Origin of the sequence: Allobosea sp. LC85 (genome assembly GCF_000735605.1) — a bacterium.
Classification (GTDB): Bacteria; Pseudomonadota; Alphaproteobacteria; order Rhizobiales; family Beijerinckiaceae; genus Allobosea.
Window position 1 is genome coordinate 17003 of record NZ_JPKG01000052.1, and the last position, 24822, is coordinate 41824.

Sequence of the window (24822 nt, forward strand, 5' to 3'; positions counted from 1 at the left end):
GATGGGCCTGAACCTCGACTTTTCCGTCGTCCTGGAACGCTGGCCCCTGTTTTGGGATGGCGCGGTCATGACGCTGCAACTCGCCGCTCTCGCGATCCTGTTTGGCGGGGTCATCGGCACCTTCTGCGCCGTCGGCCGCAACAGCGGAAACCGCCTGATCGCCCGGGTCTGCACGCTCTATGTCGAGGCGATCCGCAATACGCCGTTGCTGGTCCAGATCTTCCTGGTCTATTTCGGGCTCGCCAGCGTCGGCTTCAAATTCTCGGCCTTCTCCGTCGCGGCTGCCGCGCTCGCGATCAATGTCGGCGCCTATACCGCTGAAATCATGCGCGCGGGCTTCGAATCCATTCCCGCCGGTCAGATCGAGGCGGCCGAGGGCCTGGCCCTGTCGCGCTTCCAGATCTACTGGCACGTCATCCTGCTGCCGGCCACCGAGAAGGTCTATCCGGCGCTGACCAGCCAGTTCGTGCTGCTGATGCTGGCCTCGTCCGTGACCTCGCAGATCTCGGCCGAGGAGCTGACCGCCGTCGCCAACTACATCCAGTCGGACACCTATCGCGCCTTCGAGACCTATATCCTGGTTGCGCTTGCCTATGTCGTGCTCTCGCTCGTGCTGAGGGCCGGCTTCTGGGCACTGGGGTTTGCGCTGTTTCCGCGCCGCCGGCGCCTTGGCACGGCGTTGTGACGGCGATGGGTGGATCTCTCAACGCCAATCATCTGCTGTTCCTCGGCCATGGCGCGCTGTGGACAATCGGCCTGTCCGCGATCGCGTTGATCGGCGGCGGTCTGCTCGGCTTCCTGATTGCGCTCGCGCGGGTGTCACCGAGCCGCACGATCCGCCTGCTCAGTGGCGGCTACGTTCAGCTGATCCAGGGAACACCGCTGCTGGTGATCATGTTCCTCGGCTATTTCGGCCTGTCGGCGCTGGGCTTCTCGATCTCGGCGCTGATGGCGGCCAGCGCCTCGCTGACGATCTATGTCGGTGCCTATTTCGGCGAGATCTGGCGGGGCTGCATCCAGTCCGTGCCAAAACCGCAATGGGAGGCGGCCGAAGGCCTGGGCTTGAGCCGGACGCAGCGGATGCTGAAGGTCATCCTGCCGCAGGCGATGCGGATCGCGACGCCGCCGACGGTCGGCTTCATGGTGCAGATCATCAAGAACACCTCGCTGGCCTCGGTCGTCGGCTTCGTCGAACTCGCCCGCGCCGGTCAGATCATCAACAACTCGCTGTTCGAGCCCTTCCTGATCTACGCGATCATCGCAGTGATCTATTTCGCCCTCTGTTTCCCGATCTCGGCGCTCAGCCGTCGCCTGGAGCGACGCATGGGCAATGGTCGCACGAAACTGATGCCGGCTTGACCAGGCAGGAGACGCACATGACCCAGGACAGCCCGGTCGTTTCCCTGAAGGATGTTCACAAGAGCTTCGGCAGCCTGAAGGTGCTGGATGGCGTCGATTTCTCGGTGGCGCGCGGCGATGTGCTCGTCCTGATCGGCCGTTCCGGTTCCGGCAAGAGCACCGCGCTACGCTGCATCGATCGCTTCGAGACGATCGACAGCGGCGAGATCCAGGTCTGCGGCCACCGGGTCGATGCCCCCGACATCGATCTGCGCGCGCTGCGCCAGGATGTCGGCATCGTCTTCCAGAGCTACAATCTCTTTCCCCATCTGACGATCGAGCAGAACATCACGCTGGCGCCGGTCTCGGTGAAGCGGATGGCGAAGGCCGAGGCCCGCGACCGCGCCCAAGCGGTGCTGGCCCAGGTCGGCCTGGCGGAAAAGCTCCATGCCTATCCCGAACAGCTCTCCGGCGGCCAGCAGCAGCGCGCGGCGATCGCGCGCTCGCTCGCCATGCAGCCCAAGGTGATGCTGTTCGACGAAGTGACCTCGGCGCTCGATCCCGAACTGACCGGGGAAGTGCTCAAGGTCATCGAAGCGCTCGCTGCGGACGGCATGACCATGGTGATGGTCACGCACGAGATGGGATTTGCCAGGGGCATCGCCGACAAGGTGGTGTTCATGCATGCCGGCAAGGTTCACGAGACGGGAACAGCCTCGATCCTTGCCGCCCCGGCAACGCCGGAACTCGCCCAGTTCGTCGGAACGGGCTTCTGACAATCAAAAGCAAGGGAGATCCAGGGATGAAATCCAAGACAATCGCCACCATGCTGCTCGCGGCCGGGCTCGCGACGCTCTCCGGGCACGGTGCTCGCGCCGATGTGCTCGACGACATCATGAAAGCGAAGAAGATCCGCATCGCGACGGATCTGGCGATCCCGCCCTCGGGCATGATCGACGGCGCGATGAAGCCGACGGGCTCGGATGTCGAAACCGCCGAGCTTCTCGCCAAGGACTGGGGCCTTCAGCTCGAATTCGTCCAGACGACCGGCGCGACGCGCATTCCGAACGTGCAGACCAACAAGGCTGACATCATCATCTCGACGCTGTCGGTCACGCCCGAGCGCGCCAAGGTGATCGACTTCTCGAAGCCTTATGCCGCGCTGCAATCGGTGGTGGGCTGCCTGAAGTCCGAGCCGGTCAAGAGCTGGGACGACCTCAAGGGCAAGACGATCGGCGTCTCGCGCGGCACCACGCAGGACACGACGCTCACCAACATGAAAGAACGCGACCTCAAGCTGGCTCGCTACGACGACGATGCGACCATGGTCACGGCGGCGGTCTCCGGGCAGGCCGACTGCATCGCGAGCTCGGCGACGATCGTCAGCCAGATCGGCGTCAAGGCGCCAGCCCGCGTCTTCGAGCCGAAAGTGTCGATCACCAATTTCGATCTCGCCATCGGCGTGAAGAAGGGCGAGCCGAAGCTGCTCGAAAAGCTTGATGCCTGGGTTCAGGAGAACCTCAGGAACGGCAAGCTCAACGCCATCTACAAGAAGTTCCACGGCGCCGAACTGCCCGAGAACATGCGGGGCTGACGCCAGACAGGCCGGCGGCGCGTCCTCGCGGCCGCCGGCTCCCTCATCGAAACAAGGATTTACTACCCATGCGCCTCGTCATTGGTTCGGACCACGCCGGCTGGTCTCTCAAGAAGCACGTCATCGACCACATCAGGACGCTTGGGCACGACGTGCTCGATGTCGGCTCCTTCGATGACAAGCCGGTCGACTTCCCCGACATCGCGCGCGAGGTGGCGCGGAAGGTCACCTCCGGCGAGGCCGAGCGGGGCATCATGGTCTGCGGCACCGGCGTCGGCGCCTCGATCGCGGCCAACAAGATGAAGGGCATCCGCGCGGCCGTCTGCCATGACGTTCACTCGGCCCATCAGAGCGTCGAGCATGACGATGTCAACGTCATGTGCATCGGCGCGAAGATCATCGGCCCGTGGCTGGCGAGCGATCTCATCGACGCGTACCTGGCGGCCGAGTTTTCCACCGACGAGGATTTTCGCCGCCGCGTCGACAAGCTGCACGCGATGGACGCGGAAGGCTGAGCGGGCCAGCCGATGATCCTGGTCTTTGGCTCCATCAATGTCGATCTGGTCGCAAGGGTCACCACCATTGCGGGACCGGGGATGACGGTGCTCGCCCGGTCCTATGAGCGCCATTTCGGCGGCAAGGGAGCCAATCAGGCGGTCGCTGCGGCTCGCCTCTCGGCACCGGGAACTGTGGTCATGGCGGCTTGCGTCGGGGGCGATGCGTTCGGGCGGGATTCGATCGAAAATCTCGGTCGCAACGGCGTATCGGCAGAGTTGGTCCGGATCTGCGACACAGCGACCGGCTGCGCCTTCATTGCGGTCGATGCGAAGGCGGAGAATGCGATCACCGTCGCGAGCGGCGCCAATGGCGTGTTGTCCGCCGGGGATGTGCCGGACACCATGCTCGGAAGCGGGACCGTGCTCGTGCTGCAAATGGAAGTGCCGTTCCAGGCCTCCCTGGACGTGGCGCGCCGCACCCGCAAGGCCGGCGGCCGCGTCATCTGGAACTGCGCCCCGGTTCCCCCGGCGATGACACGCGACGAGGCGACGGCTCTGCTGGAAGCGAGCGATATCCTCGTCGTGAACGAGCATGAGGCCAGGGACATCGCCATGATCCTGAGCGTCTGCGGCGACGACATGGCGCAGCTCGCGAAGGGCTCGGCCACAACCTGCATCGTGACTGCAGGAGCACGGGGAGCCTTCGCCTACACGGCCGACGGACAGGTTTGCGAGGCATCGGCCCCGGCCATCGTGCCGGTCGATACCACGGGAGCGGGCGACACCTTCGTCGGCTCGATTGCCGTGGCCCTGCACGAAGGACGCGTCCTCGGCGATGCCCTTCGCTTCGGCTGCAGGGCCGCCGCGCTCTCCTGTCTTTCGGCCGGAGCACAAGACGGAATGCCTGTCCGCGACGCTGTCGGCGCGGTTTGACAAGACCTGGAGGCCAGGCGAGATCGAGCGAGTGACGCGCAGAGCCATGATCAATGCCCGACTTGGGCTGGCTCAAAGCATCGGCCCGAAAAGTGGATTGCGGCTTTCGGGAAGGCCGCTGCACATACAGAAGAATAGATCGTCGGCCCAGTTACGATATCCGGTCCGATGATCTAATGTGCGCCCTGGTCAAAGGGCGGATGGCGACGATGCGAGCTTTTCTGATCGCGCTTCTAGGCACGGCGATATCGACGGCAAGCCTGGCGGCGGACACCCTGGCACGGGCGCGCGAGACGAAGACATTGCGGCTCGGCTTCCGGGCTGATGCGCCGCCGTATTCCTATCGTACGACCAGCGGTGATCCATCCGGATATATCGTCGATCTCTGCCGCGAGGTCGCTGCCGGCGTGAAGAAGGCACAGGGCATCCCTTCGCTCAAGATCGACTATGTCGAGGTCTCGTCAACGGCCCGGCTGGAAGCGCTGCGTGACGGCAAGATCGATATTCTTTGCGATCCGACGTCGATGACCATGTCGCGCCGGGCCATGGTCGATTTCTCGCTCCCGACCTTCATCGATGGCGCCGGGGTTCTCCACCGGACCAATGAGCTGTCCCGGCTCGAGGATCTGCGCGGCAAGAAGATCGGCGTGCTCCGAGGCACGACGACCGAGGAGGTCCTGAAGGCGACTTTGGCGCAGCTCGGGATCGAGGCCGAGATCACGCCGATGCAGGCTCATCCCGACGGGGTCCGCAGCCTGTCGGCAGGAAAGATCGACGCTTACTTCGCTGATCGCGGGATCCTCAGCTATCACTTGCTGAACAGCGAGAACCGCTCCGGCATGAAGCTTTCCGACCAGTATTTCACGTTCGAGACCTATGCTTTGGCCCTGCCGCGCGGCGATGAAAAGCTGCGCTTGCTTGTCGATGCCACGCTGGCTGAGCTCTATCGCACGGATCGCGTGAAGCAGATCTATGCCCGCAGCTTCGGAAGCTTCCCACCCGATCAGTTCATCCGTGCCCTCTTCGTCATCAATGGCGTGCCGAAGTAGTGCATCGGACCGAAAAGTGGAATCCGGTTTTCGGAAAGATCCGATGCTCAAACAAAGAGATAGATCGCCCATCCTGCGTCCGAACGGACGCACGATGATCTAACCCTTTGTGTTTGCATCGGCTTTCCTGAAAACCGCAATCCACTTTTCGGGCCGATGCTTTAGCGCGCAGCAGTAGCGCGGAGCTCCACCGCTTCCTGACGACGGGATGTTGCGAACGGCGCCCGGTTCCATGCCGAACCCGCGCTTGACTCTCCTGAGCGCCGCCGCCGGGCAGCTCCGATTTTTCACGCGGCAGCCGCGCTTGAAGCAGGGGAGGCCGTAGTTCTCTCCTGGGTTGAGCCGAGCGAAGCTCCGCGCGATGCCCGCCTGGCAAAGGCGCCTTCGGATCCCCTGTGCAACCCGAGGAAGGGCCGGGCCGCCGGTTCGGTCGGTTGCAGCTGAGATTTGACATGCAGGTATTTACCTGCATATCGTCCTCTCGCAAATGAGTGAGGGCAATGGACGCTGACAATGTGTTCAAGGCACTGGGCGATCCGACGCGCAGGAAGCTGCTGGACCTTCTTTGTGAAAGGAACGGGCAGACGCTCGGCCAGCTCTGCGAAAACCTGGACATGGCCCGCCAATCCGCGACGCAGCACCTCGGAATCCTGGAGGAGGCCAATCTGGTGAGCACGGTCAGGCGTGGCCGGGAAAAGCTGCATTTCATCAATCCGGTACCGCTCCACGAGGTCTACGAGCGGTGGGTGCGCAAGTTCGAACGTCACAGGCTCAGCCTGCTGCACGATCTGAAGACAGAAATCGAAGGAGAAGAACAATGACCAGGGAAACGACCAGCTTTGTCTATGTGACCTATATTGTCGCGACGCCGGAAAAGGTGTTCGAGGCCATCACGAAGCCGGAGGTCGCACGGCGCTATTGGGGCCACGAGAACGTCTCCGACTGGCAGCCCGGATCGGAATGGCAACATATCCGCGCCAATGACGAGCGGACCGTCGAACTGGTCGGGAAGGTCGTCGAGGTCTCGCCGCCGTCACGCCTCGTCATCACCTGGGCGAGCGCTGCGCAGGCCGCCGATCCGGCGAGCCATAGCCGGGTCACCTTCGAGATCGAGGCCTATGAGGGGATGGTTCGGCTGACGGTCAGCCATGACGAGCTCGAAGCCGGCAGCGGCATGGCGAAAGGGGTCAGCAAGGGGTGGCCGGCGGTTCTGTCCAGCCTGAAATCCTTCCTGGAGACTGGCCGTGGGCTCGACGTGTTCGCCAAGCCGAAAGCGGCCTGAGCCCTTAGCGCACCTGCGTCCGAACGGGCGCACGGCGATCCAGGGCCAAGCGGCAAGTCTGCCAGCAGGAGAATGACAATGACCAGGCCTTTGACCGGCGGATGCGCCTGCGGCGCGATCCGTTTTGAGACGAGCAGCGAACCCATCGTCGAGATCCACTGCCAGTGCCGGGACTGCCAGAAACGGAGCGGCACGGGGCATGGATCCTATTTGACCTTCCCGCAGCGCGGCGATGTGACGATGACGGGCGAAGCGAAAACCTGGCGGGTCGCGGGCGACAGCGGGAACGAAAAGGTCCACGCCTTCTGTCCAACCTGTGGAACGCCGGTCTACGTGACATTCCAGGCTATGCCGGACGTGATCGCGGTCCACGCCGCAAGCCTCGACGACCCCAGCCAGTTCAATCCGCAACTGGTCACATATCGCATCCGCGGCCATGCCTGGGACATGATCGATCCCTCGTTGCAGGTATTCGAGCGCATGCCGCCAGGGTGAATGATGGCGGGCGCAACGGGAAGGGCGCACGCATTTTATGTCAGGCAATGCCAGCTTGCGGACCCCGGAAAAGAGCCTTCAATTGCTTGGCTTGGCCCACCCAGCATCCCCGGGTCGCGAGCGGTGGCAGGCTGTCATGATCGTCCGTAGCGGGATTGAACGTCTCGGATTGCATCTCCAGGGGCATTGGCTAACTCTCGTGGTGATCACACTCCATCTCGAACGCACGGTCGTCTCGTTGCGTTGGCAGCGGAACCGCCGGGCTCTTGAGCGGTTTGCCGATCAGAAGGAAAGGAGACCGCCATGCGTGATGGACGCGGAAACAGACTGTCCCCGGAAGAAGAACGGAAAGTGAAGTCTATCCAAGGCGCGCCCGGCAAGGATTCCTTGAAGAAGGTATCGATCAATCCAGAGACAGATAAAGGCACCGGGTCTGCCGACAAACCAGATGCGAACCCGGACGAAAAGACGTCGCGCGAAAGCCGGAATTACGGCTTCTGACCGTCGTGGGAGATTTCCGCCTGGCCTGCTGTGGGACGACGCCGCGGGCCAATTCTGTTGTGGCGTCGCGCGCTTGAAGCGGTTTCAGTCTCACCGTGTGATCAGCACCGCAGATGCCCCGCATTGAGAAAGGGAATCGATCGGCTCGTAGCTGATAAGCCGGGTTTGCCGATAGAGCGTCCCATGTTTGTACGCGGTACACCCTATGGGCCGGGTCTTATTGCTCCGGCCATGGGGGCCTCCATCCTCAGCTGGCGATTCTTCTTCTTCTATTGCTTGAAGCCGATCAGCACGCCGTCCGCGCCCAGAGAGAGTTGAAGCCCTTGCCGGCGCGTGGCCAATCGCAGGGTCACCCCCTTGTCGTTGCGCAGATAGACGTTGCCGCCGCCCTGCCGGCCAACGGCCCAGCCTTCCTTCAGCTGGACATATGCGCCGGCGAAATCGGACACCTTGCGGAGTCCGTAGACCGTCCCGGAGGCGACCGTCCGAGAGGCGCCGATCGAGCCGAGGCCGATGCCACCGACGCTGATCGGATACGAGCGGCCCTGAAAGCGCAAGGTGCCGCCGCCGGCCTCACCAGAGGCAATGAAACCGGCGGAAACCTGCTCGATGCGAACAGTACCCGTCGAAGGCCCGAGCGGGGGCGACTGCGCCATGGCTGGTGATGCCAGCATCAGAAGGGCCGCGAAAGAAACGGCTGTCTGCCTCGTCGTCATCATCGTCTGCTCCTCGCGCTCGTTTGAGTGGCGCCAGGGCTTAACCCGCGACGGGCGATTTCGATCCCTCTGCAGGGAAATGGAGCGCAGGGAAAGGGAGCGGTCGGAGGATTTCCTTGCGAGGAACCTGTCCCTACCGCCCAACGAGAAGCCCCGCGGCTTTCGCCGGCGGGGCTCTGCACTTGACCGCTATGGGTCAGTTCCAGGTCTGACGGCCATACCAGGTGTCGACCTCTGTCTTCGCCTGATCCTTGGCCAGACCATAGCGCTCCTGGATCTTGCCCTCGAGCTGATCGCGCTTGCCCGCAATCACATCCAGATCATCGTCAGTGAGTTTGCCCCACTGCTCCTTGACCTTGCCCTTGAGCTGCTTCCAGTTTCCTTCGACGCGATTCCAATCCATCGGACATCTCCTTTGGTCGAAAATGGGATGCAAGGGAAACGCGTGGCCCGCCCGATTTGTTCAGTCAACGAGGGTGGATCTTGCAAAGGCGTTGGATCTTGCCGCTGGGGGAGTGGCAGCGGGGCATGTCACGGCCTCTTGCGGTTGAGCGATCCTGCATCGACGCCTGTCACGGCTTCGTGATGCGCCATAGGCGACCAGGGCAGGAACAGAGCCGTTCGAGCACTGCTTTCAATGTGAAATCCTGCCTGGGAGGTTCGCATGCGCAGCACCACGCAGCTCTCTGCAACAGTGCTCCTCGCACTGCCATTATCGGCGTTGGCGCAGGCGCCTGGGCCCGGAACCGACCAGGCCATCGGCCAGCGGTTCGAGATCAAGGCGGCTCAGCTCCCGAAGCCGTTCGACGGACCGATCGTGCGGAATTCCCCCCTGATCCTGGAGCGGGACAACCGGGTACCCGCCGTACCCGACGCTTTCGAGCTGTCGCTCTTCGCCGAGAAACTCGACAACCCCCGTCAGGCGCTCGTGCTCCCTAATGGAGATCTGGCGGTCGTCAGTCAGGGATCGGGCACCATCTTCATCCTGCGGGATGCCGATCGAGACGGGAGGGCCGAATGGATCGAACGCTACGCGGCCGGTTTCAACAAGCCCAACGGCATTGCTCACCGGCAGGGTGAACTGCTGGTGGCAGACCAGGAAGGCGTCTGGAGCCTCGCCTATCAGGATGGCGCCGTTCGCAGTCAAGGATTGCCACCTCAGCGCGCATCGGACGTCACGCCAGACCAGCGCAAGCCTGACCCCGTCATGGACGGCCAGAAGCTCGTCACGGCACGCGGGGTCTTCGGAATTGTTCAGGGGCATGCGAACCGCGATCTCGAGATCGGGCCGAATGGCCAGCTGTTTGTTGGGGTCGGTTCAACCGGCAACCTTGGAATTGAACCTGAACCCAAGGCTACGATCCAGAGGTTCTCGTCGGATGGCAAGGACCAGAAGACAGTCGTGTCGGGTGTGCGCAATCCCGTCGGCCTGGCCTTCCATCCCGATACGGGAGAACTCTGGGCCACGGTGCAGGAACGCGACGGATTCGGGGATCAGCTTGTGCCCGATTACCTGATCCGGGTGCAGGAGGGTGGCTTCTACGGCTGGCCGTATGCCTATACCGGGACTCATCCTCAGCCCGGGTTCGCGGCCATGGCGCCTGACAAGGTCGCAGCCTCGATTGGTCCTGATCTGTTGTTCGAGGGACACTCCGCCGCAATGGATTTCGTGTTCCTGACCGGAGAGCGTGTGCCGCCAGCTTACCGTGGCGACGCCATTGTGGCGCTGAAGGGGTCGTGGAACCGTTCGAAGCCCACCGGTTACAAGGTCGTGCGTGTGAAATTCGAGCAGGGCCGGCCGGTTGGCTGGTACGACAATTTCATGACCGGCTTCTGGGCGGAAGGTGAAGAGCGAGCATTGGTCTGGGGCCGCCCGGCCGATATAGCGCTTTCCCCCGACGGCATGATCTACGTGGTGGACGACACGGGCGGAACGATCTGGCGGGTCACACCCAAGACGGATCCGCCTGCAACCGGCTCGATCAAGCCGACCGCGCCCAAGCGCTGATGCCAAGCCTCGCAGCTAAAGCACCCCGCTGCTAAAGCATCGGCCCGAAAACTGGATGACCTGATGGGTAGGCGTGCTGGAAGCTGGTTGGACTGCGGGAGAGGTCCATTGTTCCCGGGGCGCTTGGCCGTGGCCTCGAGCCCGGCACGATCATCGCCGCTGGCGCAGGCGGCGATCCGCTGACCTGCGGAAGGGCTCGGATTGCTCCGAACCCTTCTGCATCAGCCTGCCTGCTATCGTCATGCAGCGTGGCTGCGGCGCGGCAACTTCCAATCCGGGCGGACGAAATGGCAGGTGTAGCCTCCCGGATAGCGCTCGAGATAATCTTGGTGTTCCGGCTCCGCTTCCCAGAAGTCGGACGCTGGCGCGAGTTCCGTGACGACCTTGCCCGGCCACAGGCCCGAGGCATCGACATCGGCGATCGTGTCCTGCGCCACCGTCCGTTGCTCTTCGGACGCGTAGAAGATCATTGACCGATAGCTTGTGCCGATGTCGTTGCCCTGCCGATTTTTCGTGGTGGGGTCGTGAATCTGGAAGAAGAGTTCGAGCAGATCCCGGAAACTCGTCTTCTCCGGATCGAAGATGATCTCGATCGCCTCGGCATGCGTGCCATGATTGCGATAGGTTGCGTTCGGCACGTCCCCGCCGGAGTATCCGACGCGGGTCGAGATGACGCCCGGGCGACGCCGGATCAGATCCTGCATGCCCCAGAAGCAGCCACCGGCCAGGACAGCCCGTTCAGTTACAGAAGTCATGCGCCTTCTCCTTCCCTTGCAAAAAGCCTGCGAAACTCGCCATAGCCCTCGCTCGCCAGGTCATCGAGAGGGATGAACCGCAGCGAAGCCGAGTTGATGCAGTAGCGCAACCCGCCTGCTTCACGCGGGCCATCCGGGAACAGGTGTCCGAGATGACTGTCGCCATGGGTTGAGCGCACCTCGGTTCTGACCATGCCGTGGCTCATATCGCGATTCTCCACGATGTTCCCGGCATCGATCGGTTTGACGAAGCTGGGCCAGCCGCTGCCGCTGTCGAACGGGGCGAAAAGCGGCTCGCCCGAGACGACGTCAACATACAGCCCCGGCTCCTTGTTGTCCCAATACGCGTTGGCGAAGGGCCTTTCGGTGCCGTCCGTCTGCGTCACCCGGTATTGCTCCGCAGTCAGATTGGACAAAGCATCCGGGTTCTTGCGATGATCCCCTCAGGTCTGATGATGAGGCGCGGGCTCGTTCGCGTGCCCTGCGCGGCAAGTAGTCGGCTATTTCCGGCGCAGCATGTGGCAAGCGCGTCCGGCAGCGTGATTCAGTGGGCCGGGCGCAGCGGTCTGAAGGCGGAGCGAAGCTCGGCCACAAGGAGCGCGGGTTGCTCCCAGGCGGCGAAGTGTCCGCCTTTGTCGAGCTCGTTGAAATACACGAGGTTGCGGTAGGCGCGCCGCGCCCAGGTCTCCGGCGCGCGGTAGACCTCGTCGGGAAACACCGAGATCGCGACCGGAAGCGAGATCTCACTGGTCTTCTGCACGGCCGAGAGGAGGACGCTCTGGCCGGCGGTCTCCCAGTACAGGCGCGCCGCCGAGGTCGCGGAGTTCGTCAGCCAGTACAGCGTGACGTTGTCCAGCACGTCATCCCTGTCGAGCCGGCGCTCGGGTTCGCCATTGTTGTAGTCGAAGATCCAGGCCGCCAGCCCGACCGGGGAATCGGCCAAGGCGTAGCCGAGCGTTTGCGGCCGCGTGCCCATGATCGCGCCATAGGCCCTGTACATCTTGTAGAACGTGTCGAGCGCGTTGAAGGCGGCGCGCTCCTTGTCGGAGAGGCCAGCTGGCGCGGGCCCGCCGGTGGCAAGCGACGCGGCGACCTCCGGCGGCACCGTTGCGGGCAGGTTGATATGGATGCCAACCAGCCCGGCGACGCCCTGGCGCGCCATCGCGCTGGATACGGGCGAGCCCCAGTCTCCGCCCTGGGCAACGTAGCGGGTATACCCGAGCCGTCGCATCAATTCGGCCCAGGCGCGTCCGATGCGATCGGGATTCCAGCCCTTCTCCCTTGGCTTGCCGGAGAAGCCATAGCCGGGCATCGACGGAATCACGAGATGGAAGGCGTCGGACGCGTTGCCGCCATGCGCGGTCGGGTTGGTGAGCGGATCGATGATCTTGAGCTGCTCGATGATCGATCCCGGCCATCCATGCGTCACGATCAGCGGCAGGGCGTCTTCATGCTTCGAGCGAACATGAATGAAGTGAATCTCGACGCCATCGATCTCGGTCATGAACATGGGCAGGGCGTTCAGGCGCGCCTCCACCGTCCGCCAGTCGTAATCCGTGCCCCAGTGGCGAGCGATCTCCCGGAGTGTGCCAAGCTGATTGCCTTGCGACCGATCGCTCACCGTTTCCTGGTCCGGCCAGCGCGTGGCGGCGATGCGCTGGCGAAGATCCGCGAGTTGCGCGTCCGGCACAGTGATGCGGAAGGGGCGAATGGCCTCGCCGAGCGGAGCGGCCGCCAACCCTGACGGAAGCAGGTTCGCCGCACTCGCCACGATGGCCGTTGCGGCCATGCCCAGGAGCCGGCGGCGATCCTGGTCGATGACATCGCTGGTGTTGCTGGTACGCATGGCTCTCTCCCTTGTTGCTCACCCGTGATTCCCGGGGTCAGGCGCTGAGCTGCTGGCGTTGACGCAGGGTGTAGCGAGGGGCTGCGATCGCGTTTGGAATCTTGCCTACCAAGGCGCGGCGTGCGGCCTCGAAGCGATCCCAGTCCGCCTGGTTCGGCAGCGAGGGGATGGTGATGGTTTCGCCGAGCTCGAACCCCGCCAAAGCGGCGTCGACCAGATCCTGCGCCGACATGACGATCTCTGCCGGAAGCTGGTGAACAGGCGTGCCGGCAATGTCCCAGAACTCGGTCGCCGTGGCTCCGGGCAAGACCGCCTGGATGCGAACGCCCTTGTCGGCGAATTCGTGGATGAGCGAATGGGTGAGTGCGAGCACGTAGGCTTTCGTGGCTCCGTAGACGCCGTTCAGAAGCTCGGGGGCGACCGCGACCGCCGATGACACGTTGATGATCGCACCGCTGCCGCGCTTCAGGAATGCGGGCGCGGCTGCGTAGGTCAATCGCGTCAACGCAGTGACGTTCAGGCGGATCATGTCCTCCATCGCGTCGACGTCGGAGGCGACAAGCGGGGCGGTTGCGCCGATGCCCGCGTTGTTCACCAGGACAGAGATGTTGGCGTTGGTCCGGAGGATGTCCTCGACCTGTCGCAGATCGGCAGGCGAGGTGAGATCGGCCCTGACTGTCTCCACATTCCGGCCGGTGTCGCTTGCGATCCGGCGCGCCAACGTCGCGAGCCGTTCCCCGTTGCGGGCGACGAGAATGAGGTCATGACCACGCTTGGCGAGCCGGTCGGCGTAAATCGCACCGATGCCGGTCGAGGCTCCGGTGACGACGGCGATGCCCTTGGGCTGGACTGTGTTCATCTCGGTATCCTCCGGTGGGTCGTTTCCGATGCCGGTAAAATAGTTCCTTCCAAAATTCGGAGTATCTGGCAAAATCGAGATGCATCCTTCCGCCAAATGGAAATATCGATGGATCGGCTCGAAGCCATGTCGGTCGTGGTCGCGGTTGCCGAGGCTGGCAGTCTCTCGGCTGCGGCGCGCCAGCAGAAGACACCTCTTGCGACGGTGAGCCGGAAGGTGACCGAGCTCGAAGCGCACTTGCGGACCAAGCTGTTCAATCGCTCAAGCCGGGCGCTCGTCCCAACGGATGCGGGGCGCTCCTACATCGCCGCCGCAAAGCGAATCCTAGCCGATATCGCCGAAGCCGAGCGCGCCGCCTCCGGAGAGTACACGACCCCGCGCGGGGAGCTGAGCGTGTCGACCCTCGTCGCGCTCGGCCGCTTGTATCTGCAGCCGGTTCTGGTGGAGTTCCTGGCGGCGTTTCCGGAGGTCGACGTTCAGCTCAGCTTGCAGGATCGGACGGTCAGTCTTCTCGAAGAGCACATCGATGTCGCGCTCCGCATCGGGCATCTCGCCGACAGTAGCCTGATCGCCGTCCGCGTCGGGGAGATTTTTCGCGTGGTCTGCGCCAGCCCGGCCTATCTGGAAGCCCGCGGAACGCCCAACTCGCCCGGCGACCTCTCGGCCCATGACTGCATCAGCTATCCGCCGATCCAGTCAGCCGACACCTGGAGATTCAAGCGGGGCCAGACCGAGTATACGGTGCCCGTCAGGTCGCGCTTCGTCGCGAGCAATCTCGAGTCGGCCTGCGATGCGGCGCGCGCGGGCATCGGGATCACCGTGGCGTTCTCCTACCAGGTGGTCGAGCCGATCAGATCCGGAGAACTCGTTCCCCTTCTGCAGGAGTTTCAGCCGCCGCCGCAACCCGTCAACTTCGTGTATTCGCCAAACCGCTTCATGCCGGCGAAATTGCGCGCCTTCCTCGATTTCACCGTACCGCGCCTGAGGGCCCGCCTGGCCGAGCTGCCAAAAGGGGTTGCTCCGCGCCAAGGGCCGGATCGTCCTGTTGCTCCTGGATGATGGGTCCCGCTCGACCGGACGCGGCCATTCGCACCCGCACCTCGACCGCCGGAAAAAATTGCAGGACGATGTCGATGTCCGAAAACTCCGTTCGTCGTTTCGATGCCGGGCCGATGAGGCCGGCTCAAGCAAGGAGACCGACGATGCGCGTCCTGGTGTTGGTGAAGGCGACCGAAGACAGCGAAAAGGGCTTTCTCCCCACGGAGGAGGCGATCGAAGCGCTCGAGGCGATGGGCCGATATAATGAGGAGCTGGCCAAAGCCGGCATCATGCTCGTCGCCGACGGGCTCAAGCCCTCCTCGCAAGGCAAGCGTATTGCGTTCGATGGTCCTGACCGCAGAGTCATCGACGGGCCCTTCGCCGAGACCAAGGAGCTGGTCGCCGGCTTCTGGCTCTGGGAGGTCAAGGACATGGACGAGGCGGTCGCCTGGGTGAAGCGCTGCCCCAATCCCATGCCGGGGCCGAGCGAGATCGAAATCCGGCCGCTCTACGAGACGGCCGATTTGCGATGAGACCCTGACGCCAGATTCGCACGACAGTGCCTGCGCCGCCGATGCCAACCGCGTTCTCCCGTTCCCGCTGGCGCCCGTCACGGAACCCGCCGAGCCACCGTAGGTCAGATCCCCGGAGGTGCCGGCACCGTCATTGGCCAGTGCGGGCGTCGTGAAGCCAAGGGCCAATGTTCCGGGAAAGGATGGATGTGCTTCTCTCAATCTCGATGCCGAGAACTGTCCGCAATGGTAACGGCTCCGGTCGTCACAGTCTTGAGCTTCCAACCTTCGGATCGGGACCCTGCGAGGTTGAGACGCCCGGCCATGAAATGCAGCCGTTTCGTATCCTCGCTCTTTGATGTGCAGAAGCGGTCCTGAAGGTAGAAGGGCGGCGTCGCCTGGTAGTAGAGCGTTGCCTCGATAGCTGCTGGCTTGCCGTCGATCTCGGGCAGGGCGATACGATAGAGCGTCGCATCCCCGCCACCCTCCCGGTAGTCGGGGTCGTCGCCGACCTGCACCGGTCCGGCCTCGTCAGCCAGTTCCGGGCCGGCGCCGAGGGAGGCCGCGAGCTTCACCCGGTCGTCGCGCGCGAGATAGCCCTTCGGCAGCAGGCGGTTGTCTTTCACATTCGAGCAGATCGACAGGAAGCTCGTCGTCAACTGCCCCGCGGGCCGGGAGCCGATGCCGCACTGGGCGGGCCCGGACAGCGGTGGGCTTGAGACCAGCTCCTGATAGATCTGGACCTGATCCTGCCGCGTGATCACCTCGCGATGCGGCTGATGCGCAAGCGGGTCGAGCCTGGCCGAGCAATCGCCATTCCACCAGACTTCGCCGGCGACGGGCGCACCCGTCCCATCGGTGATGACGCCGAGCGCATCGGTGCGCCCCGAAGCCCAGATCGTCCTGCCGTCGGCGTCGAGCACCTTGAGCGCGATGAAGGCGCGCCGGAAGCCGACACCGCTCGGGAATTTGTGCCCGGCCTTGTTGGTGACGCGCACCGACGCCTGCAGCGCCGATTCAGTCATCCTGATGCTCTCGATGGCGATAGCGGCGGTGCGCTCCGCAGCCTGGTGGTCGATCGCCTTCTCGGTGAAGAGCAGCGGATCGATGCCCTTTTTCGTCAGCATCGGGTCTTGCGTCCTGATCCCCATCAGCTCCGGGAATTGCTGCGCCATCTTGATCAAGAACGAGTTCAGCCCGACCAGAACATGGCTGGCGAAGCCGGAGCGCACCGGCAGGTCGATGTCCTCGGGCGGCAAACTATGCTCTGCCTGCGGGAAGTTTGAATATTCCTGGATACTGGCGATCTTGCTGCGATAGGGGTGTCCGTCCGCATCGCGGCTGGGCATGTGACAGCCCTGGCAGGTCTCGGGGCTCTTGCCGGCGCCGAATGGCAGCGGCCCGTCGGGGGACCGGCCGGTGCGGAAATCGCTGAACGCCCATTCGGCATAGGTCGTCTGCTCGTAGGTGTGTCCAATGACCTTGCCTCTGTCGAGCACCGGCAGGTGAACCGTATGGCAGCTACCGCAGACCTCCGAGCTCTTGATGGCGGGGTTTTGCACCGGCGTCATGCCGAGCGCATTCTCCATCGGCTTCGCCCTGGGGCTCTCGAACGGGCCCTTCATCTCGGTCATCTCGCCCATCAGGAAGCTGCCGGTGAAGGTCCTGGCGAAGCCGGTATTCCGCGGGTTGAGCTGCTGCTGCCGCTCCTCGACGCAGCTGTTCTGCGGCTGCGTCTTGACCCGGCTCCGTTCGGCCTCGCTCAGCGCCATGCCGTGGCAGGTGGTGCAGGAGACGCCGTCGCGGGCGAGCGCACCGTGCCGGGCCTCGAAGCCGGAATGGCCGGCGGGCCAGGGTATGGCAGCGACGGCCGCGCGCGAGAACGGCTTGCAGCCCTCTCCGCGGGTTCTCTCGTCGATCTTGAACTGTCGCTGCCCCATCACGCCATGGCAGCCGAGGCAGGTGTCCTGCACGAGGGCGGCGGCTTCGGGATGGAAGGTGTCGGTCTCGCTTGCGAGTTGGGCGAAGAAGACCGGGTCGCGTCCGGCCAGGCCCATGGGCGACGAACTCCAGGTGCCATAGGGCGAGAGATTGAGGAAGCGGCCTCCGGGCCCCGGCAGCGTCATGTCGAAATGCAGCCCGGTCGAGCCGGCATCGTGGCAGCCGAGGCACTGGTCCGAGGTCAGGAACTGCTGCCGGGCCTCGCGCCGGTTCGCATTGGCCCAGACCACGTCATAGCTCTGGGATGGCATCCGCATCACCTTGTCCGCAGTCGGATGCGCAAAGGGGATGCCGTAGAAAGCGGTGAACTCGGGCGCAGGGCTTTCGCGGGCCGGAGCGCCGAGCAGCGTGACATCGTCGGATTCCTGCACGATGCGCAGGTGGTTGAGCATCGCGGAAAGGTCGTCATGAGCCTGGGTCGAGCGGTCGGTAAAGGCGTTCTGGCTCAGGAAGACCAGCGGGCGGCCGGGCTCGCCCTTGATGTTCTTGAGGTCCGCGAAGGTCGCGTTGGCCTTGGCGCTGGCATGGCAGTTCACGCAGTACTGACCGAAACCCATGTTCGGGTAGCCGTTGCCGGGCCCGGCCGGCCAATCGGGCTTCCAGTCGCTCCAACCGAACCAGCCCCAGAACCAGCCGTCATGCGAGGCCTTCGCGTCGCGCACCATCACGGCCGCGCCGCTCGTCGGCAGCAGCCGCAGCGGATCGACATCGCGGCACAAAGCGGCAGGAGCCGGGAACATCTCCTTGATCATGAGGGCCCCGTCGGGCACGGGAGCCTCCGCTGTCCCCTCATGGGCCTGCGTCCGGTTGGCCTTGAGCCAGCCGAACATGTCGGGCGAATACCAGATCACGACCGGGGCATGGGTGCCATGGTAGTTGCCGCTGGTCTTGTCGTTGCGCAGGGTCGCGGTGAACGGCCCGGTATCGCGAACCGTCTTGTCGACGCGCCAGCCCGCGGCGAGATTGCGGTGGCAGAAGGCACCCAGATAGCGGCCGAGCTTCTCCTGGTAGACATCGAGAGGAAAAGCACCCGGCCTGCGGATATCCCGGTCGAGTGCGGCGCAAAGGGCAGCGTCGGTTGGCACGAGCGGCGTCGGGCGTTCGGCGGGACACTGGGAGGCGAGCGCAAGCCCCGGCACGAGGCAGAGCAAGCCAAAGAACGCGATCTTGCGAAGCATGAATCAACCCGGGCGACAGTCCGTTAGAGGCTGCGCACAGGACGAGCAGAGTGCAAGCGCACAACCCGGGTCATCCCCTCGAGGGCGTGCCGTCGCGGACCGGCGTTTCGCGCCTGACACGGATACCGTCCCGGTCATGTCCAGGGTCGGATGTGGAAGCCATGCCGTCGCCCAGTATCCATGTCGCTGACCCGCAGCATTCGCCGCATCCCTGACATAACTGTATCCGTTCCTCCGTCCTGCCGGGCAACGCCCCAGGCAGGCGTGACCGGGGGGCAGCGCAACCAGCGCCTTCAGCGCTGCGTCCGCGCAGTCCTGACTTCCTGGATCGCATGCCAGATCCGGGCCGGGGTCGCCGGCATGTCGAGATGCGTGACGCCGAGCGGGCGCAGCGCATCGAGGATCGCGTGGATCACCGTCTGCGGGGCGCCGATGCAGCCGGCTTGTCCGGCGCCCTTGACGCCGAGCGGGTTCGCTTTCGTCGGCAGCTCGACCAGCGCGAGTTCGAAACCGGGCAGGTCGGCTGCGCGCGGCAGCGCGTAGTCCATGAAGGTCGCGCTGAGGAGCTGGCCGCCTTCCGGGTCGTAGCGGATTTCCTCCATCAGCGCCTGGCCGATGCCCTGCGCCAATCCGCCATGGACCTGGGCCTCCGTCAGGAGAGGGTTGACCAGGGTGCCGTAGTCATCGACGGCGACATAGCGCAGCAGCGTCACCGCTCCGGTCTCGGGATCGACCTCGACCTCGGCCGTTTGCGCGCCGTTCGGGAAGGTGAGGGGTGCGTTGCGATTGGCGCCATGGCCGGAGAGCGGCAGGCCGGTCGTTTCCCGTGCATGGCGCGCGACCGTCGCGAGATCGACTTCGCCGGCGCCGGGCGCACGGAACAAGCCATCCTGGAAGAGCACGGCGTCGGCCGGCGCCTGGAGCAACTGTGCCGCCGCGGGTTTTGCTGCCCGGATCAAGGCGTGCGCCGCCAGGACGAGAGCTCCGCCCCCCATATGCAGCGAACGGGCGCCGCCATGGCCGCCGCCGGTCGGGACGCGCTCCGTGTCGCCCTGCACGAGATGGAAGTGTTCGGCCGGCAGGCCGAGTTGCTGCGACAGGACCTGCGCAAAGCTCGTCTCGTGGCCCTGGCCGTTCGACTGGGTGCCGACCGCCATCTCGACCCGGCCGTCACTGCGGAAGGTCAGCCAGGCATTCTCATTGGGGCCGCCGCGCGCGGTTTCCAGGAAGCAGCCGATGCCGAAGCCGCGCAGCTTACCGCTCTGGCGCGATGCGGCGCGGCGGCGGCGAAAGCCGGCGCGGTCGGAGGCGGCCAGAACGCGGTCGAGATTTCCCGCGAAGGCGCCACAGTCGAGGACCGCACCGAAGGGTTTTCGATAGGGGAAGCTGCGGATGAAGTTGCGTTTGCGCAGGACGGCCGGATCGATCCGCAGCCGATGCGCCGCCTCATCCGCCAACCGCTCGATCAGGTAGTTCGCCTCCGGCTTGCCGGCGCCGCGATAGGCGTCGACCGGCGCGGTATTGGTGAAGACGCAGCGGACATCCATGGTCATGGCCGGAATGTCGTAGAGCCCGCCCATGGCGGGCGTCGGCGCGGTCGTCGCGCTGCCTGGCCCGAGCGAGGAGACATAGGCGCCGAGATTGGCGACGGTTTCCACGGCAAGCGCAAGGAAACGGCCCTTGGCATCGAGCGCGAGGCGGCCCGTCGTCAGGTTGTCGCGGGCATGGGTGCCGCTGGCGAAATCCTCGATTCGCTCGGCAAGCCAGCGCACGGGTCGGCCCAGGCGCTGCGCCGCGATCAGCACGAGCGCATATTCGGGGTAGGTGACGTTCTTCATGCCAAAGCCGCCGCCGACATCGGGACAGGCGACATCGATCCGCTCCGGCGCGACCTTGAGAACGGCGGCAAGCTCGCGGCGGATGTCATGGACGGAGGCACCACTGAGCGAAAGCCGGTAGCGGCCGCTCTCCGCGTCGAAGCGCCCGAGCGCCGCCCGCGGCTCCAGGGCGGCGGCAAGGATCCTGTTGTTGACCAGCCGGCAGGTCACGATATGCGCGGCACGGCGGAATGCGGTGGCGACCGCATCGTCATCGCCGAGACGGTAGCGCAGAGCGAGATTGCCGGCAGCCTGCGGCCAGATCTCGGGAGCGCCCGGCTCGGCCGCCGCAGCGAGGTCGGTGACCGCGGGGAGGATCTCGTACGCGACGGCGATCAACTCGCAGGCCTGGCGCGCAGCGTCCGCGCTTTCGGCCACGACGAAGGCCACGGGGTCGCCGACATGGCGGACGCGCCCGCGCGCCAGGGGCGATCGCGGCGGCACGATCAGCGGCGGCTCGTTCTTCAGCGGCAGCGAGCAGGGCAGCAGGCCGAGATCGTCGATCTCCGCTGCGGTATAGATGGCGCTGACACCCGGCAGGCGCCTCGCCGCCTCGGCATCGACCGCAAGGATCGCGGCATGGGCATGGGGTGAGCGCAGCACCACGGCGTGCAAGGCCCCGGGCACCTGCTCATCGTCCTGGTAGCGTCCCCGGCCCGTGAGGAAGCGCTCATCTTCGAAACGACGCAGCGATCTCGAATCTGTTGCTGCATGTGAAACCATGCCGATTGTCGCCACGCCGGTATCGTTCATATCGTCTCGCCAACTCCCAGCCTTCCCGTCCAGCTGAAGTGTGGACCTGCGGGGTTGCCCCGGCGATGCTCAGGGTACCCCTTCAACGGGCGCTGGAACGAGCATGACCGCCCACGTTTAGAGATGTCCACCCCTGGCCGGTCCCATCCGACCGAGGTGGAACGTCGAAACATACTCCGGATACCGTCTGCGCCTGGGGCCGTATCGTCAGAAGGGCAATGCGCTCACGGCCTGCCGCGTCCTGCGCCATTCAGGAAGACTTCGACGGCGGAGGCGACCGCCGCTCGCGCCTCGTCGTCCGATGGTGGTGGGCGCACCCCGAGAATGACCTGCAGATGGAGATTATCGCGGATCATGCCGACAAAGTGCCCGGCCAGCCGCAGGCAATCATCCCCGCGAATTTCGCCGCGCGCCCTGGCCGCCTCGAGAACCTCGGCAAGCCGGAGCGTGGTCCGGGCAGGGCCTTGCTCGTAGAAGGATTTCATCAGCTCAGGGAACCGAGAGGCCTCGGTGACGACAGTGCGATAGATCCCGATCAAGGTCGGAGACATGTAGACCTTCATCAGGCGTTCGCCGAACACCGTCAGCGTCTCCCGCAGATCGTGCATCTCGATGTCGTCGACCGAGAGCGTTTCCAGCATCTCGTCGACATTGTGTTTGACGATGGCCAGGAACAGCCCCTGCTTGTTGCCGAATTCATTGTAGATGTTGCGCTTCGAGCCGCCGGATCTCTCGATGATCGCGTCGATGCTCGTCGCGACATAGCCCTTTTCAAGAAACTCCGTGGCCGCCGCTTTCAGCAGCGCGTCGCGGCGATTGGCGGGCTTGCGGGTCTTCTCCTCGATCACAGCTCTCTATCCCTCCATGAACGTGTCCATTGACTGGTAACGATTATTACCATATGGGTCAATGGTAACGATCATTACCGGAGGTTGCCGTGGCCCGTTCCCCAAAACTCAGAAAGCTCGCCGGCCTGCTGTTGTGCACCGTGGCCGTGGGGGCCGCTGCTGCGGGATGGGCCCATGTTCGTGCCGGCGGGGCATCGACCGACAATGCCTATGTCCGCGGCGATGTGACCTCGCTCGCACCAAAGATCGCGGGCTATGTCACGGCGGTCGAGGTCGAGGACAATCAGGCCGTCCGGGCCGGCGACGTCCTGTTCCGGATCGACGACAGGGACTACCGCGCACGGCTCGCCCAGACCGTTGCCAATGTCGAGGCAGCCCAGGCCCGCGTCACCAATGTCGACGCCGACACTCAGCTCCAGCACGCGCTCATCCGCCAGTCCGAGGCCCAGAAGCGTTCGGCCGTGGCGGAGCTGGACCTGGCGGTCAGGGCCTCGAACCGGCGCCGCGAGTTGATTCACCGCGGCGCGATCAGCCAGGCCCAGCTCGATGAAAGCGACGCGGCGCGGTCGCGGGGCGAGGCGGGCCTGGCAGCGGCGACGGCCACCGTCGAGGCGCAGCGGCAGCGCATCGCCGTCCTTGCCACCCAGCGCGAAGCGGCTCTTGCCGCGGTCGCGCAGGCCCAGGCCGCACGCGATCTCGCCCAGATCGATCTCGACAACACCGTGGTGCGTGCGCCGATCGGCGGCGTCGTCGGCAACCGGCAGGCACGGATCGGCCGGCTTGTCGCGCCTGGCGCCCCGCTGCTCGATCTCGTCCCGGTCGATGACCTCTGGATCGTGGCAAACTTCAAGGAGACGCAGATCGAGCAGATCAAGCCCGGCCAGCAGATCCGCATCAGGATCGATGGCTATCCGAACGAGGCGTTCCAGGGCGTCGTGGATAGCTTTGCGCCGGGCAGCGGCTCCGCCTTCAGCCTGCTCCCGCCGGACAACGCCACCGGAAATTTCGTTCGCGTCGTTCAGCGCGTGCCGGTGAAGATCCGGTTTCTTGGTAATCCATTGCCCGGCCGTCTCGTGCCCGGCCTGTCCGCGCGTGTCGAGATCGATCTCGGGAGCGGCGCATGACCGCGGCAGCCCTCGACGTCCCTATCCGGGAACAGGCGGGAGCGGGCGGCGCGCTCATGGCCGGCATCGTGCTTGCCACCCTGACGGAGGCGATTGCCAGCACCGTGCTGTCGCTCGGCCGCGGCGACATCATCGGCGACTCCTACGCAACGCCCGATGAGTTTGCCTGGCTGGATATCGGCTACACCACGGCAAAGCTGATCGGCTTCCTCGCCGTCCACGCCCTGATGGGCCGCATCGATCCGCGCCGTCTCGTCATGACTGCGACCCTGGCGATGGGGGCAGCCTGCGCCGCTGCCGCGATCACGACGCGATTGGATCTGCTCGTCGCCCTGCGCATCATCCAGGGCCTCTCCGGAGGAACCCTGCTCGTCGCGGGGCAGACGCTCCTCTTTCTCGCCTATCCGCGGCGCCTCCAGCCGTATCTTCAGGCTCTTTTCGCGATGGGCGCCGTCGTGGCGCCCGCGACCATCGCGCCGGCCCTCCAGGGCTGGCTGCTCGACAGCCAATCCTGGGACTGGATCTTCCTCAGTGTCATCCCGGTGGCGCTGGCCGCGCTCGGCCTTCTACTGCTCGGCGACAGCACGACGCCCGTCAAAACTGCGCCCGGCTCGTTGGACTGGATGGGCCTTGCGCTCGTCTCGAGCGCGCTCGCCTGTTTCACCTATGTGCTGAGCCAGGGCAGCCGCTGGGACTGGTTCGAGGAGGCGCGGATCACCTGGCTGACATTGATCGGAACGGCTGCTCTTCTCGCGTTCCTTGGCCGGCAATGGCTGGCAGGGGGGCGGGGACTGCTCGATCTTGGCGTGTTCCGCTCGCAGGACTTTTCCTTCGCCTTCATCGTCAGCTTCGTCGCCGGAGCCGCGCTGTTCGGCAGTGCCTACCTGATTCCGTCCTTTGCCGTGTCCGTCCTCGCCTTCACGCCGACCGCCGCCGGGCAGCTGCTGCTGCCGAGCGGCGCGCTGTTCGTCGCTGCGCTCGTCATTGCAGCCGTGCTCATCGGCATCCGCCGCGTTCCTCCGGTCGCAACCGTCCCCCTTGGAATTCTGATGGTGATGGCTGCGATGTGGATGCTGTCCGGCTCGACCAGCGAGAGCGGGGCGCAGGACATGATGGCGGCCGTCCTGCTGCGCGGTCTTGGCCTCGGCTTCCTGTTCCTGTCGATTACCTTGATCGCCTTTGACAATCTGGACGGCGAAGACCTGCCCTCGGCCATCGGCATCTTCAACACCGGGCGCCAGCTCGGCGGCCTGATCGGCGTGGCGGGGCTCCAGACGCTGATCGACCATGGTATCGCAGCCAATGTCGCCGTGCTCGGCGCCAGCATCACCGCCAGCGCTCCTGTCGTCAGCGAACGGCTGACGGCGACGGCTGCCATGCTGGCGGGCAGGGGGATGGAGGCTGCGGCGGCCGGCCGTGCAGCGACGAGCCTTCTCGGCAGGGCTGTCACCCAGCAGTCGACGGTGATCGCCTTCGACACGGCGTTCTATGCTGTCGCCGTGCTCTTCGTCGTCGCCGCACCCGTGCTGGTGACCGTCAAGATCAGCCTCGCCAAATATGCGAAGGCGCGCGCAGCGCGGCTGCCGGTGGCAGGCTGAAGCTCCGGATCCGTCAGTCC

At 64.8% G+C, this 24822-nt stretch carries 25 protein-coding genes; 16 read left to right on the top strand and 9 right to left on the bottom strand.

Features of this window, described 5'->3' with window-relative positions; genetic code table 11:
- The first annotated feature begins 1 nt into the window (after window position 1).
- The 11 genes from FG93_RS22590 (at window position 2) to FG93_RS32555 (ending at window position 7689) form a co-directional block, all read left to right on the top strand.
- A complete protein-coding gene (locus tag FG93_RS22590; RefSeq protein ID WP_043238800.1) occupies window positions 2-685 on the top strand; it encodes an amino acid ABC transporter permease in 684 nt (227 codons plus the stop codon).
- Between the two features lie 5 nt (window positions 686-690).
- A complete protein-coding gene (locus FG93_RS22595) occupies window positions 691-1359 on the top strand; it encodes an amino acid ABC transporter permease (protein ID WP_043238802.1) in 669 nt (222 codons plus the stop codon).
- Window positions 1360-1376: 17 nt separating this feature from the next.
- The gene (locus tag FG93_RS22600) at window positions 1377-2114 is read left to right on the top strand and encodes an amino acid ABC transporter ATP-binding protein (RefSeq protein ID WP_043238805.1); all 738 of its coding nucleotides are present in this window, start codon (window positions 1377-1379) and stop codon (window positions 2112-2114) included.
- 50 nt (window positions 2115-2164) lie between these two features.
- Window positions 2165-2932: a transporter substrate-binding domain-containing protein gene (locus FG93_RS22605; protein ID WP_244448703.1), complete on the top strand. Its 768-nt coding sequence runs from the start codon at window positions 2165-2167 to the stop codon at window positions 2930-2932.
- 68 nt (window positions 2933-3000) lie between these two features.
- A complete protein-coding gene (rpiB, locus tag FG93_RS22610; protein WP_043238811.1) occupies window positions 3001-3447 on the top strand; it encodes a ribose 5-phosphate isomerase B in 447 nt (148 codons plus the stop codon).
- 12 nt (window positions 3448-3459) lie between these two features.
- Window positions 3460-4362, top strand: coding sequence for a ribokinase (locus FG93_RS22615; RefSeq protein WP_043238814.1), 903 nt, complete (start codon window positions 3460-3462; stop codon window positions 4360-4362).
- Between the two features lie 209 nt (window positions 4363-4571).
- Window positions 4572-5411, top strand: a complete 840-nt coding sequence (locus FG93_RS22620; protein ID WP_161783868.1) for an amino acid ABC transporter substrate-binding protein — start codon at window positions 4572-4574, stop codon at window positions 5409-5411.
- A 500-nt stretch (window positions 5412-5911) separates the two neighbouring features.
- Window positions 5912-6232 (top strand): helix-turn-helix transcriptional regulator, encoded by a 321-nt coding sequence (locus tag FG93_RS22625; RefSeq protein ID WP_043238819.1) that lies wholly within the window; start codon window positions 5912-5914, stop codon window positions 6230-6232.
- A complete protein-coding gene (locus FG93_RS22630; RefSeq protein ID WP_043238821.1) occupies window positions 6229-6693 on the top strand; it encodes an SRPBCC family protein in 465 nt (154 codons plus the stop codon). Before FG93_RS22625 ends, FG93_RS22630 begins: the two co-directional genes overlap by 4 nt.
- A 78-nt stretch (window positions 6694-6771) precedes the next feature.
- A complete protein-coding gene (locus FG93_RS22635) occupies window positions 6772-7188 on the top strand; it encodes a GFA family protein (protein ID WP_043238958.1) in 417 nt (138 codons plus the stop codon).
- A 303-nt stretch (window positions 7189-7491) separates the two neighbouring features.
- Window positions 7492-7689, top strand: a complete 198-nt coding sequence (locus FG93_RS32555) for a hypothetical protein (RefSeq protein ID WP_152579574.1) — start codon at window positions 7492-7494, stop codon at window positions 7687-7689.
- A gap of 269 nt (window positions 7690-7958) precedes the next feature.
- Here the strand turns inward: FG93_RS32555 and FG93_RS22640 are convergent, their stop codons facing one another.
- The gene (locus tag FG93_RS22640) at window positions 7959-8408 is read right to left on the bottom strand and encodes a hypothetical protein (RefSeq protein ID WP_152579575.1); all 450 of its coding nucleotides are present in this window, start codon (window positions 8406-8408) and stop codon (window positions 7959-7961) included.
- 193 nt (window positions 8409-8601) lie between these two features.
- The gene (locus FG93_RS22645) at window positions 8602-8808 is read right to left on the bottom strand and encodes a CsbD family protein (RefSeq protein ID WP_043238825.1); all 207 of its coding nucleotides are present in this window, start codon (window positions 8806-8808) and stop codon (window positions 8602-8604) included.
- 261 nt (window positions 8809-9069) lie between these two features.
- On the opposite strand from FG93_RS22645, the gene FG93_RS22650 reads away from it, so the two are divergent.
- Window positions 9070-10413 carry a sorbosone dehydrogenase family protein gene (locus FG93_RS22650; RefSeq protein ID WP_081881745.1) on the top strand — a complete coding sequence of 448 codons (1344 nt, stop codon included), beginning with the start codon at window positions 9070-9072 and terminating at the stop codon, window positions 10411-10413.
- 239 nt (window positions 10414-10652) lie between these two features.
- On the opposite strand, the gene msrA is transcribed toward FG93_RS22650, so the two are convergent.
- The 4 genes from msrA to FG93_RS22670 form a co-directional block, all read right to left on the bottom strand.
- Window positions 10653-11168: a peptide-methionine (S)-S-oxide reductase MsrA gene (msrA, locus tag FG93_RS22655; RefSeq protein WP_043238827.1), complete on the bottom strand. Its 516-nt coding sequence runs from the start codon at window positions 11166-11168 to the stop codon at window positions 10653-10655.
- On the bottom strand, window positions 11165-11584 hold the full coding sequence (msrB, locus tag FG93_RS22660; RefSeq protein WP_043238829.1) for a peptide-methionine (R)-S-oxide reductase MsrB: 420 nt from the start codon (window positions 11582-11584) through the stop codon (window positions 11165-11167). The genes msrA and msrB overlap by 4 nt, the downstream gene beginning before the upstream one ends.
- Before the next feature lie 128 nt (window positions 11585-11712).
- Window positions 11713-13014: an epoxide hydrolase family protein gene (locus FG93_RS22665; protein ID WP_043238831.1), complete on the bottom strand. Its 1302-nt coding sequence runs from the start codon at window positions 13012-13014 to the stop codon at window positions 11713-11715.
- A gap of 37 nt (window positions 13015-13051) precedes the next feature.
- A complete protein-coding gene (locus FG93_RS22670; protein WP_043238833.1) occupies window positions 13052-13873 on the bottom strand; it encodes an SDR family oxidoreductase in 822 nt (273 codons plus the stop codon).
- A gap of 108 nt (window positions 13874-13981) precedes the next feature.
- Here FG93_RS22670 and FG93_RS22675 point away from each other — a divergent pair, with 108 nt between their 5' ends.
- Window positions 13982-14932, top strand: a complete 951-nt coding sequence (locus FG93_RS22675; RefSeq protein ID WP_052514067.1) for a LysR family transcriptional regulator — start codon at window positions 13982-13984, stop codon at window positions 14930-14932.
- A gap of 143 nt (window positions 14933-15075) precedes the next feature.
- Window positions 15076-15444 (top strand): YciI family protein, encoded by a 369-nt coding sequence (locus FG93_RS22680; RefSeq protein WP_043238836.1) that lies wholly within the window; start codon window positions 15076-15078, stop codon window positions 15442-15444.
- A 197-nt stretch (window positions 15445-15641) separates the two neighbouring features.
- On the opposite strand, the gene FG93_RS22685 is transcribed toward FG93_RS22680, so the two are convergent.
- The 3 genes from FG93_RS22685 to FG93_RS22695 form a co-directional block, all read right to left on the bottom strand.
- A complete protein-coding gene (locus tag FG93_RS22685; RefSeq protein WP_052514068.1) occupies window positions 15642-18602 on the bottom strand; it encodes a hypothetical protein in 2961 nt (986 codons plus the stop codon).
- Between the two features lie 293 nt (window positions 18603-18895).
- Complete coding sequence (locus tag FG93_RS22690) at window positions 18896-21232, bottom strand: xanthine dehydrogenase family protein molybdopterin-binding subunit (RefSeq protein ID WP_200878143.1); 2337 nt, start codon at window positions 21230-21232, stop codon at window positions 18896-18898.
- A 224-nt stretch (window positions 21233-21456) separates the two neighbouring features.
- Window positions 21457-22080, bottom strand: a complete 624-nt coding sequence (locus FG93_RS22695; protein ID WP_052514069.1) for a TetR/AcrR family transcriptional regulator — start codon at window positions 22078-22080, stop codon at window positions 21457-21459.
- Between the two features lie 89 nt (window positions 22081-22169).
- Between FG93_RS22695 and FG93_RS22700 the strand changes: the two genes are divergently transcribed.
- Together FG93_RS22700 and FG93_RS22705 are read left to right on the top strand one after the other, a co-directional pair.
- A complete protein-coding gene (locus FG93_RS22700; RefSeq protein ID WP_043238838.1) occupies window positions 22170-23204 on the top strand; it encodes an HlyD family secretion protein in 1035 nt (344 codons plus the stop codon).
- Window positions 23201-24802, top strand: a complete 1602-nt coding sequence (locus FG93_RS22705) for an MFS transporter (RefSeq protein WP_043238841.1) — start codon at window positions 23201-23203, stop codon at window positions 24800-24802. The genes FG93_RS22700 and FG93_RS22705 overlap by 4 nt, the downstream gene beginning before the upstream one ends.
- Window positions 24803-24822 lie beyond the last annotated feature (20 nt).